The organism is Cryobacterium sp. M23 (assembly GCF_002929655.1).
Taxonomy (GTDB): Bacteria; Actinomycetota; Actinomycetes; order Actinomycetales; family Microbacteriaceae; genus Cryobacterium; species Cryobacterium sandaracinum.
Genome location: NZ_PJJV01000081.1, coordinates 147,610 through 163,904, shown reverse-complemented (window position 1 = coordinate 163,904; position 16,295 = coordinate 147,610). Strand labels below are relative to the sequence as shown.

Here is a 16,295-nt window from a genome sequence, read left to right as displayed (position 1 = left end):
AACTCGACGGGTTATGACGCGAATCGTCGCCGGGTTTGCCGGTTCCCTGCCCCTGGCGGTGCCCAAGACCGGCACCCGCCCCACCAGCGACCGCGTTCGGGAGGCGATCTTCTCCGCCCTCGACGCGCGCGACATCATCCGTGGCGCTCGGGTTCTCGATCTGTACGCCGGATCGGGCGGGCTCGGCCTGGAGGCGGCCAGCCGGGGAGCGCGCATCGTGACCCTGGTCGAGAACAACTTCGGCGCCGCGCAGATGTGCCGGAAGAACACCGAGGCCGTGCTGCGGGCGGCACCGGGGCGGGGCGCCCCGAAGATCAAGGTGAGCAGCCAGGCCGTGCAGTCGTTCCTCGCGGCCACCGGCGAAGGGTTCGACCTGGTCTTCATCGACCCGCCCTACGACCTGGCCGAGACCGAGCTCGGCCACAACCTTGCCGCCCTGGCGCCGCTGCTCGACCCGGGCGCACTCGTCATCGTGGAGCGCAGTTCGCGCTCCCCCGAACCGGTCTGGGGAGCGGGCCTCGGATCCGACCGGCGCAAGGACTACGGCGACACGACCGTCTGGTACGCCTCCCCCGTGCTGCCGGCGGCCTGAGGCGCTCTCAGGCGACGGCGCCGTCCCAGCCGCGGTAGGGGTCCCAACCGGCCTGGTCGTGGGGGCGGCCGTCCACCAGGACCGAGCCTGCGGCATCCGTCACCACGCCGACGGCGCGGAAGCCGGCGGGCAGCACGGCGCCCGGCGGGAAAGTGGCCAGCAGGCCGTGGTCCTCGCCGCCGCCGAGGGAACGCTCGACATTCTCGCCGAGGGCCGACCGGGCGAAGTCGATGCCCACGCCGCTGGCCCGGGCGAGGCGCCCGGCGTCGATGGCGAGTCCGTCGGACACGTCCAGCATCGCGGTCGCGCCGGCGCCGGCGGCGGCCGGACCTCGGTCGATGGGCGGCACCGGTGCGAGCTGCGCGGCGACCGCCTCAGGATGCTGCGCCCGCAGTGCATCCGCCAGCGCAGCATCCGGAACACCGTTTTCGTCCACGGCGAGACGGAAGAGCAGGTCCAGGCCTCGGGCGGCCTCACCGAGGCGCCCGGCCAGGACCACGACGTCGCCTGGCCGCGCCCCGGAGCGCAGCACGGGCTCGCGTCCCTCGAGGTCGCCGAAGGCTGTCACAGCGAGCGTGAGGGCGTCGGACGCGGACAGGTCGCCGCCGACGACGCCGCAGCCGGGGGCCAGCGCCTCGCAGCAGTCGCGCAACCCGTCGGCGATGCCCTCGATCACCGTGATCGGCGTCGACGGCGGGGCGGCGATCGCCACCACCAGTGCGGTGGGACGGGCCCCCATGGCGGCGACGTCGGACAGGTTCGTCGCGGCGGCCTTCCAGCCGAGGTCGTGCGGGGACGACCAGGCGAGCCGGAAATCCGGACCCTGGATCATCATGTCCGTGGTGACGACGTAGCGCCCGTCCGGGGCCCGCATCACGGCGGCGTCGTCGCCGGGGCCGAGGAGCTGGGCCGCGGAGCCCGGCAGTCGCGGGAAGATCCGAGCGAGCACCTCCCCTTCGCTCAGGTCGGCCAGCGTCGCACTCATGGGGAACATCGCGCCCGCAGCATTCGTCATGCTTCAAACGGTAGCCTGAATGCAATGACTCCCCGCATCCGTTTCCTCCACACCGGCCTCGCGCTCACGCTCGTCGCCGGTACCGTGCTCCTCACCGGCTGCACGGCGGTCGTGCCGCTGGAACCGGCCGCGGATGCCGTCAATCCCACCTGCGCCGACCTCATCGTTCGCCTTCCGACCTCGGTGGCCTCGCTTCCGGAACGTGAGACGAACGCCCAGGCCACGGGCGCGTGGGGCACCCCGAGCGCGGTCCTGTTGCACTGCGGCGTTGCCGTTCCCCCACCGACGACGCTCCCCTGCCTCACGGTCAACGGCATCGACTGGATCGAAGACGACTCGGATGCCCCGCTCTACCGCTACACCACCTACGGCCGCGACCCGGCAACCGAACTGGTCATCGACTCGGACAAGGTCAGCGGGTCCACGGTGCTCGTAGACCTGGCGCAGGCCGTGGGTAACATCCCCGCGACGGGCCAGTGCCTCGGCGCCGCGGACCTGCTGCTGCCGACCGACGGCGAGACGGTGGCGCCCGCTCCATAGCCCGCCACCCCGCCGGCCTGCTGCCCCGAGTCGACAGCTTTAGGGGTTGCGGCCGCACGGACGAGTGCGGGTACGGAGTTGTCAAGTGTTACGTCTCATTTCGTTACGCCGCGACGTCTGGGAGCAGCGCCGCCGGCCGGCCCGTAACGTCGCCGGGGAGTCGCCGTCACACGGCGTGCGGCCTCTGATGGACGGGGACACGACATGCTTCTCACCGGACTCGGCCTGGGCGTCGCCCTGGGCTTCACCATGCAGCGGGGCAGGTTCTGCGTCACCGGCGCGTTCCGAGACCTGTGGCTCACGGGCAGCACCCGCTGGCTGACGGCCTTTCTGATCGTCATCGCCGTGCAGAGTGTGGGAGTCTTCGCCCTCGACGCTGCCGGTGTGATCACCCTCGACCCCCAGCCCTTCGCCTGGCTGGCCACGATCATCGGTGCGTTCATCTTCGGGTTCGCCATCGTGCTGGCCGGCGGATGCGCCACGGGCACCTACTACCGCGCCGGCGAGGGTCTGGTGGGCAGCTGGTTCGCCCTGATCTTCTACGCCCTCTTCTCCGCCATCTCGAAGACGGGCGCGCTGTCCGCTCCGGTCGCGGCGCTGCGCGGTATCACCGTGGAGGCCTCCACCATCCACGGAGTCCTCGGCATCTCACCGTGGGTGCTGGTCGCGGTGCTCGTCACCGGCGTCGGCCTGCTCGCCCGGCACCACCTGCGGCTGCGGTCGTCCCTGCCGGTCGCGTCGCTCCCGGCCCGCACGAGCGGCATCCGGCATCTCCTGTTCGAGAAGAAATGGGGCGCGTTCACCACCGCCCTGATCATCGCGCCGCTCGCCATCCTCGCCTGGCCGCTCAGCTGGGCAACCGGGCGCGAGTCCGGGCTCGGTATCACCGGGCCGTCCTCGAACATCGTCAACTACCTCGTGCGCGGCAATCCCCAGTTGATCGACTGGGGAGTGTACCTGGTGATCGGCATCCTGCTCGGCTCGGTCATCGCAGCCAAGGGCAGCGGCGAGTTCCGGGTGCGACTGCCCGATGTCACCACCACCATCCGCAGCATCCTCGGCGGGGTGCTGATGGGCGTCGGAGCCAGCCTGGCCGGCGGATGCACCATCGGCAACGGCATGGTCGACACCGCCACCTTCGGCCTCCAGGGCTGGGTGGCGCTGGTGTTCATGATCATCGGCACCGGCGCCGCGACGCGCCTCTTCATCACCGGGTCCGCGCGGGTAGGGGTCTCCCCCGCTCGCGTTCCGGCCAACCAGTAGCAACCCCGTAGCCAACCAGGAGAAAGAAGCCCGACATGGCACAGTACGTACTTGAGACCGACGGTCAGGTCTGCCCGTTCCCGCTCGTGGAGGCCGGAGCCGCAATCGAGAAGCTCGACCTCGGCGACGAGCTCACCATCAACTTCGACTGCACGCAAGCGACGGACGCCCTGCCACGCTGGGCGGCGGAGAGCGGCTACCCGGTCACGCACTTCGATCGCGTCGGGGACGCCCACTGGACCATCACGGTGCAGAAGGCCTGATCGCCGCGCCGGGCGCGCGGCTGGGCGGCTAGACCGCCAGGTGCAGCGCGGCCGACGCGGCGCGGTGGGCGATCGCCACCTCGATCAGCTCATCAATCAACTGCGGGTAGGTGAAGCCACTGGCCAGCCAGCAGCTCGGGAACATCGAGATGGGGGTGAACCCGGGCATGGTGTTGATCTCGTTGATCACCCAGCCGTCATCGGTGAGGAAGAAGTCCACCCGCGCCAGGCCGGCGCCATCGATCGCGTCGAACGCGCGGATGGCCAGGGCCTGTATCTGGGCGAGTTCCTCGGAGGTGAGGTCGGCCGGGCAGACCAGGTCGATGCCGGACGCACCGAGGTACTTGGCGGCAAAGTCGTAGAAGTCCCGCCCGGTGACCCGCACCTCGCCGGCGACGGATGCCCGCGTCGGCTCCCCAGGACGCCCCTGCAGCACCGCGATCTCGAGTTCGCGTCCGCGCAACCCGGCCTCGATCAGAACCTTGCTGTCCTCGAGCAGAGCAACCCGCATCGCCTCGGCGAGCTGGTCCAGGGTCGACACCCGACTCACGCCCACGCTCGACCCTGCCCGAGCCGGCTTCACGAACACGGGCAGCCCGAGCTCCTCGGCCGCCGCGAACGCCATCCCGGGAGCCTCGGCCCAATCGCCGGCGGTGATGGTCCGCCACGGGGCGACCGGGAGGGCAGCCTGCTGGAAGACGGTCTTGGTGAAGTGCTTGTCCATTCCGAGCGCCGACGCGAGCACGCCTGAGCCCACGTAGGGCAGCCCGACGAGTTCGAGCAGCCCCTGCACGGTGCCGTCCTCGCCGAACGGGCCGTGCAGGATCGGGAAGACCAGGTCGACGTTGCCGAGCGAACGGTAGCCGGCGCCGTCACTGACGGTCAACTGGCGGCTGAGGCTGCTCTCCGGCCAGCGGATGCGGGTGCCGTTGTCGAAGACCTCCGGCAGTTCGTCCGCGTCCAATGTGAACCGGGCCGGGTCATCCGCTTCGAGCACGAAGGCTCCGTCGCGGGTGATGCCGACCGGAATGACGTGGTAGCGGTCGCGGTCAATCGCCGCCAGGACGCCGCCCGCTGTGGCGCAACTGATCGAATGTTCGCTTGACCGACCCCCAAAGAGCAGCGCCACCGTGAGCTTGTTCGTCATCAATCGTCCTTTCGCCCTGCGGCTCCGCTGAGTCCGTGGTCAGGTGCGGGGCGAGATCCCGCGGTTTCAGAGTACCGGCCAGCACCTGGCGGACCTGCTCAACGATGGGCATGTCCACCCCCTTGGCGCGGGCGAGATCGAGAATCGGTCCGACGGACGCAAGACCCTCGGTGGTCTGCTGCATCTGCTTGACGACGTCGTTGATGCCGTAGCCCTGGCCGAGGAGCCGGCCGGCGGTGTTGTTGCGCGACAGCGGCGACTGGCAGGTCGCGATCAGGTCGCCCAGGCCGGCCAGGCCAGCCAGCGTTTCCGGATGCGCGCCGTAGGCCACCGCGAAATCGGTCATCTCCACGAGGCCGCGGGTGATGATCGACGCCTTCGTGTTCTCCCCGTAGCCGACGCCGTCGACGATGCCGATGGCCACGGCGATGAGGTTCTTCAGCACGCCGCCGAATTCGGTGCCGATGACATCCGTGTTGACGTAGGAGCGGAAGTAGCGGTTGCGGGCCAGCATGGCAACGGCCTGCGCGGTCTCGAGGCTGTTCGAGGAGACCACGGCCGCCGTCGGCTGTTCCTTGGCGATTTCCAGGGCCAGGTTGGGTCCGGAGATCGCCGCGATCAGGTCGGGGTTGATCGGCAGGATCTCGGCGATGATCTGACTCATGCGCAGGCCGGACCCGCGCTCGACGCCCTTCATCAGCGACACCACGATGGCGCCGGGAGCCAGGAACGGCTCGGCCAGGATCAGGTTCTCGCGCAGCGACTGGCTCGGCACCGATACGAACACCTGCTCGGCGCCGGCGAGGGCCAGGTCGAGCCTCGCGGTGGCCCGCAGGCCCTCCGGCAGGTTGATGCCGGGCAGGTAGTCGCTGTTGCGCCGGGCCTCGGTGATCTCGCGGGCGAGCTCGGGACGGCGGGCCCACAGCACGACGTCGGCCCCGCCGTCGGCCAGGATCTTGGCGAACGTGGTGCCCCAGCTGCCGGCGCCGAGAACGGCCACCCGTTTGCCTGGCTGAACCTTAGGCTTCAAAACGGCCGGTCTCTTTCTGATCGTGTTCGGTCGGGTTCCAGCGCTTGGACGGCGCCGTCTCGCCCCGAAGATCTTCGAGCAACTGGGTGATGGCGGCCATGACGAGCGTGGTGGCCTCGTTGAGCGTCGCCGGGTCGAGGTTGCGGCCCCGGAACTGCGCCAGGTCGAGCGGGTCACCGATCTTGACCAGCACGGTCTTGCGCGGGAATAGGCTCAGGCGCTTCGAGTAGCGCGGCATGATCGCCTGCGCTCCCCAGTGGGCCACCGGCACGATCGGGATACCCTGCTCGAGAGCGATCCGCACGGCGCCGGTCTTGCCACGCATCGGCCACAGCGCGGGGTCCCGGGTCAGCGACCCCTCCGGGTAGACGACGACCATCTGGCCACGTTCGACCAGTCGCTCGGCCGCCTTCACGGGCTCGCTGCCGCGCACGCTGCCGCCGCGCTGCACCGGGATCTGTCCCGACTTGTGCAGCAGCCACCCGATCACCGGGATTTTGAAGACGGATGCCTTCGCCATGAACCGGGGCGCGCGCCCCATATTCCAGCTCAGCACCCCCATCAGAAGCGGGTCGATCTCGCTGAAGTGGTTGGGCGCCATCACGAACGCCCCCGAACGGGGGAACTTCGCGGCGTCGGTGACTTTGTACCGCACGGCGAGATTGATCACCGGAAGGATCATCATCGCCAGCACCCAGAACACGGATGGCCGCCGGGTCTCCGAACGCTCCCGCCCGGGGTTCACGACGTCACGGGAGATGTGGGTCTGGGGCGTTGGATCGGACACGGACGCTGGATCGGATGCTGGCACAGCCCCATTATCCTTCGAGATCGAAGTCAGCCCCCAACAGTTGAAGCTTGGTGATGAAGTTCTCGTAGCCGCGGCTGATGATTCCGACGTTGCTGACGGTGGAGGTTCCCTTCGCGGTCAGCGCCGCGATCAGGTGGCTGAAGCCACCACGCAAATCGGGAACCTCGATGTCGGCGCCGGTCAGTTTCGTCGGCCCGGTGATCACGGCCGAATGGTTGAAGTTGCGCTGGCCGAACCGGCAGGGGTGCCCGCCGAGGCATTCCCGGTGGATTTGGATGGTGGCGCCCATCTCGACGAGAGCGTCCACGAAGCCGAAGCGCTGCTCGTAGACGGTCTCGTGCACGATCGAGACGCCGTGCGCGTGGGTCAAGGCGATCACGAGCGGCTGCTGCCAATCCGTCATGAAGCCGGGGTGCACATCCGTCTCGATGATGACGGGCTTGAGGTCGCCGCCCGGGTGGTAAAAACGGATGCCGTCGTCTTCGATGTCAAACGCCCCACCGACCTTGCGGAACACGTTCAGGAACGTCAACATCTCGGGCTGGCGCGCGCCGCCGACGAAGATGTCGCCGTCGGTGGCCAGGGCCGCTGCCGCCCAGCTGGCCGCCTCGTTCCGGTCGAACAGGGCGCGGTGGTTGTAGCCCTCGAGGCGCTCGACGCCCTCGATCCGGATCACCCGGTCGGTGTCGACCGTGATGATGGCGCCCATCTTCTGCAGAATGTTGATGAGATCCATGATCTCGGGCTCGATCGCCGCGCCCTTGAGCTCGGTGATGCCCTCCGCGCGCACGGCGGTCAGGAGTACCTGCTCGGTCGCGCCGACGCTCGGGTAGGGCAGGGACACCTTGGTGCCCTTGAGCCCGTTGGGCGCGGACATCCGGATGCCGTTGGGCTGCTTCTCGACGACGGCGCCGAACTTGCGCAGCACGTCCAGGTGGTAGTCGATCGGGCGGTCGCCGATGCGGCAGCCGCCGAGATCGGGGATGAACGCCTCCCCGAGGCGGTGCAGCAGAGGGCCGCAGAACAGGATCGGGATGCGCGAGGAACCGGCGTGCGCGTCGATCGCCGCGAAATGCGCGCTCTCGACGTCGACCGGGTCGAGCAGCAGTTCGCCGGGCTCGGCGCCGTCGGTGACCTTGACGCCGTGCACTTCGAGCAGCTGGCGCACGATGCGCACGTCGCTGATGTTCGGCACGTTCTTGAGCGTGCTGGGACTCTCACCGAGAAGGGCCGCGACCATGGCCTTGGTGACCAGGTTCTTCGCGCCTTTAAGTTCGATCCGGCCGACCAGGGGGATGCCGCCGCGGATGGTGATCCGGTCGCCCTGCAGCCCGACGGCCGCGCCCCAGTTCTGGGCGTTCTCGCGGTTCTGCGCGTCCGACCGGTTCTGGTCGTCTTCACGGTCCTGGGTGATTTCGCTGATGGTGCTCACAAACGTACCTGCCTTGCGGGGAGAGTGCGGGGCCGCCATGGCTCCCGGTGGGATTCGAATTCTGCGATCCGCGCTTCATCGCGCAGTGTGAGGCCGATGTCGTCGAGGCCCTCGAGGAGGCGCCACCGGGTATAGTCATCGATCTCGAACGGAACGGTGAGGCCGCCCACGCGGGCGGTCCTCGACACGAGGTCGACCGTCAGTTCGACTCCGGGACAGGCCTCGATGATGTCCCACAGGCGCTGGGCGTCGGCCTCGGAGATCTGGCCGGCGAGCAGACCCTGCTTGCCGGAGTTGCCGCGGAAGATGTCGCCGAAGCGGGGGCTGAGGACCACGTCGAAGCCGTAGTCGCGTAGCGCCCAGACGGCGTGCTCCCGCGAGGAGCCGGTGCCGAAGTCGGCGCCGGCCACGAGCACGCGGGCACCCTCGTAGGCCGGATTGTTGAGTACGAAGTCGGGGTCGGCGCGCCAGCGGGCGAAGAGGGCGTCTTCGAAGCCGGTCTTGGTGACGCGCTTGAGGTAGACGGCGGGAATGATCTGGTCGGTGTCGACGTTGGAGCGGCGCAGTGGAAGCGCGATGCCCGTGACGGTTGTGAACTTTTCCATTACTTACTCGTCTCCATCCTGGACCAGGTCCCACGGGCTCGACAGCGTACCGCGGATAGCGGTCGCCGCCGCGACCAGCGGGGAGACGAGGTGCGTGCGCCCGCCCTTGCCCTGACGGCCCTCGAAATTGCGGTTGCTCGTGGAAGCGCACCGCTCGCCGGGAGCGAGCTGGTCGGGGTTCATGCCGAGGCACATCGAACAGCCGGCGAAGCGCCATTCGGCGCCGAAGTCGGTGAAGATCTTATCGAGGCCCTCCGCCTCGGCCTCGATGCGCACCCGCGCAGAACCGGGCACCACCAGCATCCGCACGCCGGGGGCCAGGCTATGGCCCTGGATGATGTTGGCGGCGGCGCGCAGGTCCTCGACCCGGCTGTTGGTGCAGGAGCCGAGGAAGACGGTGTCTACCCGGATCTCCTTCATCGGGGTGCCAGCCGCCAGGTCCATGTACTCGAGGGCGCGTTCGGCGGCCGAGCGCTCGTTGGCGTCGATGATTCCGGACGGGTCCGGCACGGTATCGCTCAGGGACACGCCCTGCCCGGGGTTGGTGCCCCAGGTCACGAAGGGTTCGAGAGTGTCGGCGTCGAGCAGCACCTCGGCGTCGAACACAGCGCCGTCGTCGGTGGCGAGGGTGTCCCAGTAGCCGACCGCGTCGAGCCAATCCTGGCCTTCCGGGGCGTGTGCGCGACCCTGAAGGTAGTCGTAGGTGATCGCATCCGGGGCCACCATGCCCGCGCGGGCGCCGGCCTCGATCGACATGTTGCAGATGGTCATGCGACCCTCCATGGAGAGGGCGCGGATGGCGCTGCCGCGGTATTCGAGCACGTAGCCCTGGCCACCGCCGGTACCGATCTTCGCGATCACGGCGAGGATGATGTCCTTGGCCGTCACGCCGGGGCGGAGAGTGCCGTCGACGGTGATCGCCATGGTCTTGAAGGGTGTCAGGGGCAGAGTCTGGGTGGCCATCACGTGCTCTACCTCGCTTGTGCCGATGCCGAGCGCCATGGCCCCGAAGGCGCCGTGGGTGGAGGTATGGGAGTCGCCGCAGACGACGGTGATGCCCGGCTGGGTCAGGCCCAGCTGCGGTCCGACGACGTGCACGATGCCCTGCTCGATGTCGCCGAGCGAGTGCAGGCGAATGCCGAATTCCTCGCAGTTGCGCCGCAACGTCTCGATCTGGGTGCGGCTGGTGAGGTCGGCGATGGGCTGGTCGATCGCCAGGGTCGGCGTGTTGTGGTCTTCCGTGGCGATGGTGAGATCGGGGCGGCGCAGAGGGCGTCCGGCCAGGCGCAGCCCGTCGAAGGCCTGCGGGCTGGTGACCTCGTGCACGAGGTGCAGGTCGATGTAGATCAGGTCGGGCGTGCCGTCTTCGCCCTTGGCGACGAGGTGTTTGTCCCAAACCTTTTCGGCCAGAGTACGCGGACGTTCTTCCAGCAGTGGTGCGTCAGTCATGTGTGTGTGCGTCTTCCTCAACGATGGGTATGCAGCCAACCAGAAACTCCACGACGAGAGAGGCCTCAGAACTGGGACTCGTCGCGGCAGGGAAGAGAGAGTCGACGCAGCAGCACCCTGACAGGCTAACACTGTGCGTGTGCGAGCTTTGCCTGACGCCCCTCATTCGAGGGTGCTTTCCTCTGTGTCCACGACGCCACTCTATCTGTGGCGCGCTGCTTCGCCCGTGTCGGCGGTGTCGTCCTGCTCAGGGTTGCCCAGTTCCGACTCCACATAGACGACCGTCACGTTGTCGTGTCCGCCGCGGGCCAGAGCAGCGTCGACGAGCACGTCTGCGCGGGACCGGCTGGGCAAGCTATCACCGTCATAGGATGCCAGGATCTTCGCGATCTCGGCCGCGCCGAGTTCCTTGGTCAGTCCGTCGGAGCAGATCAGGAACGCGTGCCGCCCGGACGCCGGTAGCAGCCACACGTCGGCGTCCACGGACTCGTCGGCGCCGATCGCGCGGGTGATCACGTTGCGTTCCGGATGCTGCTCCGCCTCGTCACTGGAAATGAGACCCGCGTCGACCATCTCCTGCACAGCGGAATGGTCGACGCTCAGCTGCGCCAACGTGTGCCCGTCCCAGGTGTAGACCCGCGAGTCGCCGACGTTGAAGGCCATCCAGTGGAAGCCGACGTCGTCGCCGGCGTCGACGAACGCGATGCCCGACAGCGTCGTGCCGGACACCGCGGTGCCGTAGTCGTCGACGGCGCTGAGGTCGCGCACCGCATCGTTCGACGAGTGGATGGCGTCGAGCACGCGTTCCGGGGTCGAAGGTGCGTCGCAGGCGATGTGTTCCTCGAAGACCCGCACGACTGTCTGGCTGGCCACGTCGCCCTGGGCGTGACCACCCATGCCGTCGGCGACCAGGAAGACCGGGGCCTGGGCCAGGAAGCTGTCCTCGTTGACCTTGCGCTCGCGGCCGACGTCGCTCCGGGCACTGAACACGAACCGCGCACGGGTTGCGGGGAGCACCAGTTCGCTCTCACTCTGCGAGGCCACGTCAGCTCCTGTGTTCGAGTGCGTGCGAGGCACGTCGGCGAATGTCACTCCTCGACGAAGTGGGGGATCTCCTCGGCGAGGGTGTGACCGCGCCGGCGAGCATCCCGCCGAGCCTTGATCAGGCTGGCGATGGTGGCCACGGCCATGGAAACCACGATCACCCCGAGAGAAGTCCAGGTGTCGATCTCCGGAGCCCAGCCCACGCCTTCGCCGCCGTTGATGAAGAAGACCTCATTGTTGTGCAGGGCATGGAAGACAAGCTTGACGCCGATGAAGAACAGGATGAACGCGATCCCGTAATTGAGGTATTCGAGGCGTTCGAGCAGCCCGCCCAGCAGGAAGTACAGCTGACGCAGCCCCATCAGGGCGAACACGTTCGCGGTGAACACGATGAAGGGGCTCTGCGTGATGCCGAAGATCGCCGGGATGGAGTCGAGGGCGAAGACCAGGTCGGTGGTGCCGATCGCGAGGAGCACGATCAGCATGGGGGTGAAGACCTTCTTGCCGTCGACCAGGGTGCGCAACTTCGAACCGTCGAAGGTCGACGAGATGTTCATGTGCCGACGCAGGTAACGGATCAGCCCGTTGTCGGCCTCGTCCACGTCGGGCTCTTTTGCGACCGCCTGGTGCACGGCCGTGTAGAGGAGGAACGCGCCGAAAATGTAGAAGATCCAGCTGAAGTTCTCGATCAGCTGGGCTCCGAGCAGGATGAAGATGCCGCGCAGCACCAGCGCGATGATGATGCCCACGATCAGCACCTCCTGCTGGTACTTCCGGGGCACCGAGAACCTCGCCATGATGATGACGAAAACGAACAGGTTGTCGATGCTGAGGCTGTACTCCGTGAGCCAGCCGGCGAGGAACTGTCCCGCGTGCTCGGCGTCGCCCAGAACCAGCATCAGCAGGGCGAAGATCAGGGCCAGTCCCACGTAGAAGGCAACCCACAGGCTGGCCTCGCGCATCGAGGGCACGTGCGGCCGCTTGAAGACGATGAGGAGGTCGGCAACCAGGACGAGCGTCAGGACGACGAGCGACCCAATCTCAAACCAGAGCGGAAGAGCAATTTCCATGCGTGTTGAGCCTTTCACTGAAGGGGATGCTGGAGGCAGCAGGAAACCTGAGAGTCTCTCCCGTATCGATGGATCGATACCGCCGTGCCGGGCCCCTGCGACGCGGCCCGTGTTGACGTTCACGGCGAGGTGCCCGAAACGGGCACAGGGATATTCCCCTTCACTCCGTGGAGTCTACCGGGGTCTCGCTTAAATAAGACACCCGGTGCCCCTCGAAAAGAAGGAAACCGGGCTGTTGTGACCCCAGCGGGATTCGAACCCGCGTTACCGCCGTGAGAGGGCGATGTCCTAGGCCGCTAAACGATGGGGCCGTTTTGCAACTCACCTAATATGCCACACGCCGATAGCTAAAACCAAACTGAGCGGCTCAGGCGTGCACGAGCAGGGCTTTGGGTACCACGTCGACCTGCACCGGCATTGCCCTGACCCTCTCCCCGTCGGCGTAGGCGGCGACCAATTGGCGTCGATCCGGATGCTGCGACACCGGGTGATTTCCACCTGCGGCAGGGTTGCATGCGTGCCCGAGAATACCTTCGGGAAGACGCGGAGGAAACCCGCCCGCGACAGCGGGGCCACGATGAAGAGGTCCAGCAGGCCGTCGTCGATCACCGCACCCGGAACGATGCGCATGCCGCCGCCGATTGACACGTTGTTGGCGACGGAGATCAGCATGGCCCGCACCCGGCGTGGCCGGCCGTCGACGGTCAGCCGGTAGGAGATGGGCCGAAACGTCGTCAGCACCAGCAGCATGGCCAGGGTGTAGCGGCTCTTCCCGCGGGGCCGGCGCATCCGGTTGGCCCGTTCGTTGACCACGGCGTCGAGCCCGGCCGAAAGCACGCCCGCGAACCAGATCGTCGTGTCGCCGCACCGCACCCGGGCGGCGCCTATGGCCCGCGGCGGGCGGGTGAGGGCATCGAGCAGGTGACGGATGGCGGCATCCGTGTCGCGACCGGGATCCCCAGCCCGCGCGCGAGGTCGTTGCCCGTGCCGCACGGCACAATGGCCAGGGGTCGACTCGTGCCAGCCAGGAGGTTGGTGCCAAGGCTGACCATCCCGTCGCCGCCGACGACCACGAGCGCGTCGACCCGCGACACCAGCGCGCCCTGGACGTCGCGGCGAAGCGCGTCGAAGCTGGGGGCGCTCAGACTGGTCACCTGATGGCCGGCCGCGACCAGGGCCTGGGCAACCCGAGGGCCGACGTCCCTGCGGCGACCGAAAGCGGCGGCGGCGTTGATGGCGACGACGAGGTGAAGACATGGAGGCACCGCTCCAGTATGGTCTCAGCTTGCAGCGCTCTGGGATTGGGTATTAGCTCAATCCATGAAACTGACGAAACTCGAGCACGCGGCTTTGATTCTTGACAAGGCCGGCCAGAAGTTATTCATCGATCCCGGCTCGTTCACGAGCCCGCTCACCGACACCGCCCGGGCCGTCGCCGTCGTGCTCACCCATGAGCACCCCGACCACTGGACCCCGGAACAGCTGGACCGCATCATCGCCCTGAACCCCGACGTGGCGATCTTTGCCCCGGCCGGGGTCGCGGCCGCCGCCGCCGGCTATCCCGTGACCGTCGTCAGCGCGGGCGACACCGTGCAGGCCGGGCCGTTTCGGCTGCGCTTCTTCGGCGGCACGCACGCTATCATCCACAAAACGATTCCGGTGATCGACAACCTCGGCGTACTCGTCGACGAGGAGCTCTACTACGGCGGTGACTCGTTTGCGATTCCGGAAGGCGTGACAGTGCAGACCCTCGCCGTTCCGGCCGGCGCGCCCTGGCTCAAGATCAGCGAGGTGATGGACTACGTGCTGGCCCTCGAGCCGCGCCGCACCTTCCCCACCCACGAAATGGGACTCTCCCGGGGTGGCAAGGAACTGTCCAACGCCCGGATTCAGTGGGCCACCGAGCAGAACGGCGGCGAGTTCTTCCCGCTCGAGCCGAACGAGTCCCTTGACCTGTGATGTTTGACGCTCCTTTCGGGGGGTAGCCCTGTAGGAATCCCACAAACGATATATAGTCAGCGCGGAATGCGTTAGCCCTGGCCCCGAACTTTTCCGGGCTTCGGTTCGTGGCCTCTCCCCACTGCTACGGTCGTGTCACTCCGGCGCGCCACCGTGCCGCACGGCCGTGAACCACCGGCCGTGACGTCGGAGTCTGACCGCGCACCGCACACCACACCATGTGAGTTCCGGCATGCCCGCATGCCTGCTCACGTCTTTCAAGGAGCCTCAATGACGAGATCTGACCGTGCACTATCCCGCCCAGGCACCATTGGCATTCGCTCCACTGTGGCCGGGCTCAGCCTCATGCTGGTCATGCTGCTGACGTTCTTCTTCCTGACCACCGGGCGGCTGGCCAGCGGCGCCGGAGAACTCTCCACCGGAGCCGTCACGGTGGAAACCGGCTCCCTGAAAGTCACCGGCGGCGCGGCACAACTCGCCGTGGGCGCCGAAACGCTGTCGGAGGGCGCGGCCGCCGCGGCCGCCGGTGCGACCGACCTCCAGGCTGGGGCGACCCGGGCCAACACGGGCGCCATCAGCCTGGCGACAGGTGCGGCGAACGCTTCGGCCGGCGCCGGCACCCTCCTCGACGGAGCACTCACGAGCGTCAGCGGCAGCACCAGGCTGGTGCTCGGCGCCGAATCGGCCGCACGGGGCGCGGAGACGCTGTCCGCCGGCGCCGCCACCGCCGCCAGCGGAGCGAGCGCTCTCGCCGCCGGTGCCGGAGCTGCTGCGACCGGTGCGGCGACTCTCGCCGCCGGCGTCGCCACGACAGGGACCGGCGCCATGAAGGTCTCCGCCGGCGCAACGCAGGTTGCCGCGGGTGCGGCAACCCTGGCCACCGGCGCCGGCCAGGCTGCCCTCGGCGCCAGGACGGCTCGCGACGGCTCGGTCCTGCTCGCCGTTGGAACGGCATCCGCCGCCCAGGGCACGAACCAGGCCCGGCGCGGCGCCGAGGCCCTCGCGCTGGGGGCGACCGAGCTCAGCGACGGAGCCCGCAGCGTCGCTGCGGGCGCCACGAGGCTGGATGCCGCCCTCGCCACCCTGGCCGACCAGGTCGAGGCGGACACGATCACCCCGGACGCCCTTCTGGCCACTCTCCAGGGGCTGAGCTCCGCCGCCTCCAGCCTGCACACGGGCACCACGGGGGTTGAGTCCGGGGCTGTTGCCCTTCGGGACGGTTCGGCCGTCCTCCGCGACGGATTGACGCCCCTGAGCGAGGGCACTGCGGTGCTCCAGACGAGATCCGCAGAACTGCGCGACGGGCTCACAACCCTCGCCGCCGGCGCGGCCCAGGTGTCCGGCGGAGCTGCCGCGGTGGCCGCGGGGACAGGTGCCGTCGCGACGGGGGCCTCGGAACTCCAGGTCGGTACGCAGGCCCTCACCGCCGGTTCCGAACGGGTTGCGGCCGGCACCAGCGCGGTTTCCACCGGTGCAAGCTCCCTCCAGGGCGGCACCAGCCGAGTAGCCGCCGGCGCCTCGTCGTTGTTCACGGGAGCGACGACCCTGGCAACTGGCGCTGTGAGTCTCGCCGACGGCGCAACCCGCATCTCGGTCGGCGCCGGGTCATTGACCGACGGCACGCAGACCCTCGCGGCGGGGGCGTCCACGCTGGTCGCCGGCACCACTGCGCTCGAAACCGGGTCCACTGCCCTGGCCGAAGGCACCGAGAAAGTGTCGGACGGATCCGGGACGCTCCTCGACGGTGCGAACACGCTCGCCGCCGGCACCGCCGAGCTGAGCGCCGGCTATGCCAAGGTGGCCGCGGGTTCAGGCAAGCTGGCCGATGGCGCCGAGACGCTGAGCTTCAATCGCGCGGCTCCCGGGATCATGGTCCTAATCGGATTGGTCCTGGCAGGGGCAACCGTCTGGCTGATCCGCCGCCTGAGAATGGGGCGCTGACCGAGAACCGATAGGCCGCGGGGCCTGGATCCACTGATCCGGGCCCCGCTTTGTCCGGCCCAAAACCAAAGAAGGGGATGCACCGCCCCTGCACAGGGCGCACCCAGCTGACGGGGCATCGGTGCAGCTACTGT

At 68.3% G+C, this 16,295-nt stretch carries 17 protein-coding genes and 1 tRNA gene; 6 read left to right on the top strand and 12 right to left on the bottom strand.

Features of this window, described 5'->3' with window-relative positions:
- The first annotated feature begins 13 nt into the window (after positions 1–13).
- Complete coding sequence (gene rsmD, locus CXY82_RS15385) at positions 14–592, top strand: 16S rRNA (guanine(966)-N(2))-methyltransferase RsmD (RefSeq protein ID WP_104171677.1); 579 nt, start codon at positions 14–16, stop codon at positions 590–592.
- Between the two features lie 7 nt (positions 593–599).
- Here the strand turns inward: rsmD and thiL are convergent, their stop codons facing one another.
- Positions 600–1,607 carry a thiamine-phosphate kinase gene (gene thiL / locus CXY82_RS15380; RefSeq protein WP_369828391.1) on the bottom strand — a complete coding sequence of 336 codons (1,008 nt, stop codon included), beginning with the start codon at positions 1,605–1,607 and terminating at the stop codon, positions 600–602.
- Positions 1,608–1,631: 24 nt separating this feature from the next.
- On the opposite strand from thiL, the gene CXY82_RS15375 reads away from it, so the two are divergent.
- From CXY82_RS15375 to CXY82_RS15365, 3 genes are all read left to right on the top strand, one after another.
- Positions 1,632–2,147, top strand: coding sequence for a DUF3515 family protein (locus CXY82_RS15375; RefSeq protein WP_104171675.1), 516 nt, complete (start codon positions 1,632–1,634; stop codon positions 2,145–2,147).
- Between the two features lie 204 nt (positions 2,148–2,351).
- Complete coding sequence (locus CXY82_RS15370; protein ID WP_104171674.1) at positions 2,352–3,410, top strand: YeeE/YedE family protein; 1,059 nt, start codon at positions 2,352–2,354, stop codon at positions 3,408–3,410.
- 35 nt (positions 3,411–3,445) lie between these two features.
- Positions 3,446–3,673: a sulfurtransferase TusA family protein gene (locus CXY82_RS15365; protein WP_104171673.1), complete on the top strand. Its 228-nt coding sequence runs from the start codon at positions 3,446–3,448 to the stop codon at positions 3,671–3,673.
- 28 nt (positions 3,674–3,701) lie between these two features.
- On the opposite strand, the gene CXY82_RS15360 is transcribed toward CXY82_RS15365, so the two are convergent.
- The 11 genes from CXY82_RS15360 to CXY82_RS18165 all read right to left on the bottom strand — a co-directional run bounded on the left by CXY82_RS15360 (position 3,702) and on the right by CXY82_RS18165 (position 13,526).
- Positions 3,702–4,820, bottom strand: a complete 1,119-nt coding sequence (locus CXY82_RS15360; RefSeq protein ID WP_104171672.1) for a D-alanine--D-alanine ligase family protein — start codon at positions 4,818–4,820, stop codon at positions 3,702–3,704.
- Positions 4,723–5,850 (bottom strand): NAD(P)H-dependent glycerol-3-phosphate dehydrogenase, encoded by a 1,128-nt coding sequence (locus CXY82_RS15355; protein WP_233199374.1) that lies wholly within the window; start codon positions 5,848–5,850, stop codon positions 4,723–4,725. Before CXY82_RS15355 ends, CXY82_RS15360 begins: the two co-directional genes overlap by 98 nt.
- Positions 5,840–6,535 carry a 1-acyl-sn-glycerol-3-phosphate acyltransferase gene (locus tag CXY82_RS15350; RefSeq protein WP_233194191.1) on the bottom strand — a complete coding sequence of 232 codons (696 nt, stop codon included), beginning with the start codon at positions 6,533–6,535 and terminating at the stop codon, positions 5,840–5,842. Before CXY82_RS15350 ends, CXY82_RS15355 begins: the two co-directional genes overlap by 11 nt.
- Before the next feature lie 133 nt (positions 6,536–6,668).
- Positions 6,669–7,991 (bottom strand): UDP-N-acetylglucosamine 1-carboxyvinyltransferase, encoded by a 1,323-nt coding sequence (murA, locus tag CXY82_RS15345; RefSeq protein ID WP_233194190.1) that lies wholly within the window; start codon positions 7,989–7,991, stop codon positions 6,669–6,671.
- Between the two features lie 98 nt (positions 7,992–8,089).
- Positions 8,090–8,698: a 3-isopropylmalate dehydratase small subunit gene (gene leuD / locus CXY82_RS15340; RefSeq protein WP_104103024.1), complete on the bottom strand. Its 609-nt coding sequence runs from the start codon at positions 8,696–8,698 to the stop codon at positions 8,090–8,092.
- 3 nt (positions 8,699–8,701) lie between these two features.
- Positions 8,702–10,147: a 3-isopropylmalate dehydratase large subunit gene (leuC, locus tag CXY82_RS15335; RefSeq protein WP_104171670.1), complete on the bottom strand. Its 1,446-nt coding sequence runs from the start codon at positions 10,145–10,147 to the stop codon at positions 8,702–8,704.
- Between the two features lie 201 nt (positions 10,148–10,348).
- Positions 10,349–11,191 (bottom strand): PP2C family serine/threonine-protein phosphatase, encoded by an 843-nt coding sequence (locus CXY82_RS15330; protein ID WP_233194172.1) that lies wholly within the window; start codon positions 11,189–11,191, stop codon positions 10,349–10,351.
- Between the two features lie 44 nt (positions 11,192–11,235).
- Positions 11,236–12,261: a TerC family protein gene (locus CXY82_RS15325; protein ID WP_104171669.1), complete on the bottom strand. Its 1,026-nt coding sequence runs from the start codon at positions 12,259–12,261 to the stop codon at positions 11,236–11,238.
- 238 nt (positions 12,262–12,499) lie between these two features.
- Positions 12,500–12,572 (bottom strand) — tRNA-Glu (locus tag CXY82_RS15320).
- Positions 12,573–12,582: 10 nt separating this feature from the next.
- Positions 12,583–13,134, bottom strand: coding sequence for a hypothetical protein (locus CXY82_RS18170; RefSeq protein WP_233199373.1), 552 nt, complete (start codon positions 13,132–13,134; stop codon positions 12,583–12,585).
- A gap of 11 nt (positions 13,135–13,145) precedes the next feature.
- Positions 13,146–13,526 carry a diacylglycerol kinase family protein gene (locus tag CXY82_RS18165; RefSeq protein ID WP_233199372.1) on the bottom strand — a complete coding sequence of 127 codons (381 nt, stop codon included), beginning with the start codon at positions 13,524–13,526 and terminating at the stop codon, positions 13,146–13,148.
- Positions 13,527–13,581: 55 nt separating this feature from the next.
- On the opposite strand from CXY82_RS18165, the gene CXY82_RS15310 reads away from it, so the two are divergent.
- Both CXY82_RS15310 and CXY82_RS15305 read left to right on the top strand, forming a co-directional pair.
- Positions 13,582–14,220: an MBL fold metallo-hydrolase gene (locus CXY82_RS15310; RefSeq protein WP_104171668.1), complete on the top strand. Its 639-nt coding sequence runs from the start codon at positions 13,582–13,584 to the stop codon at positions 14,218–14,220.
- Between the two features lie 270 nt (positions 14,221–14,490).
- Entirely contained in the window at positions 14,491–16,161 is a 1,671-nt protein-coding gene (locus CXY82_RS15305; RefSeq protein ID WP_134543711.1) for a hypothetical protein, read from the top strand.
- The last annotated feature ends 134 nt before the right edge of the window (positions 16,162–16,295 follow it).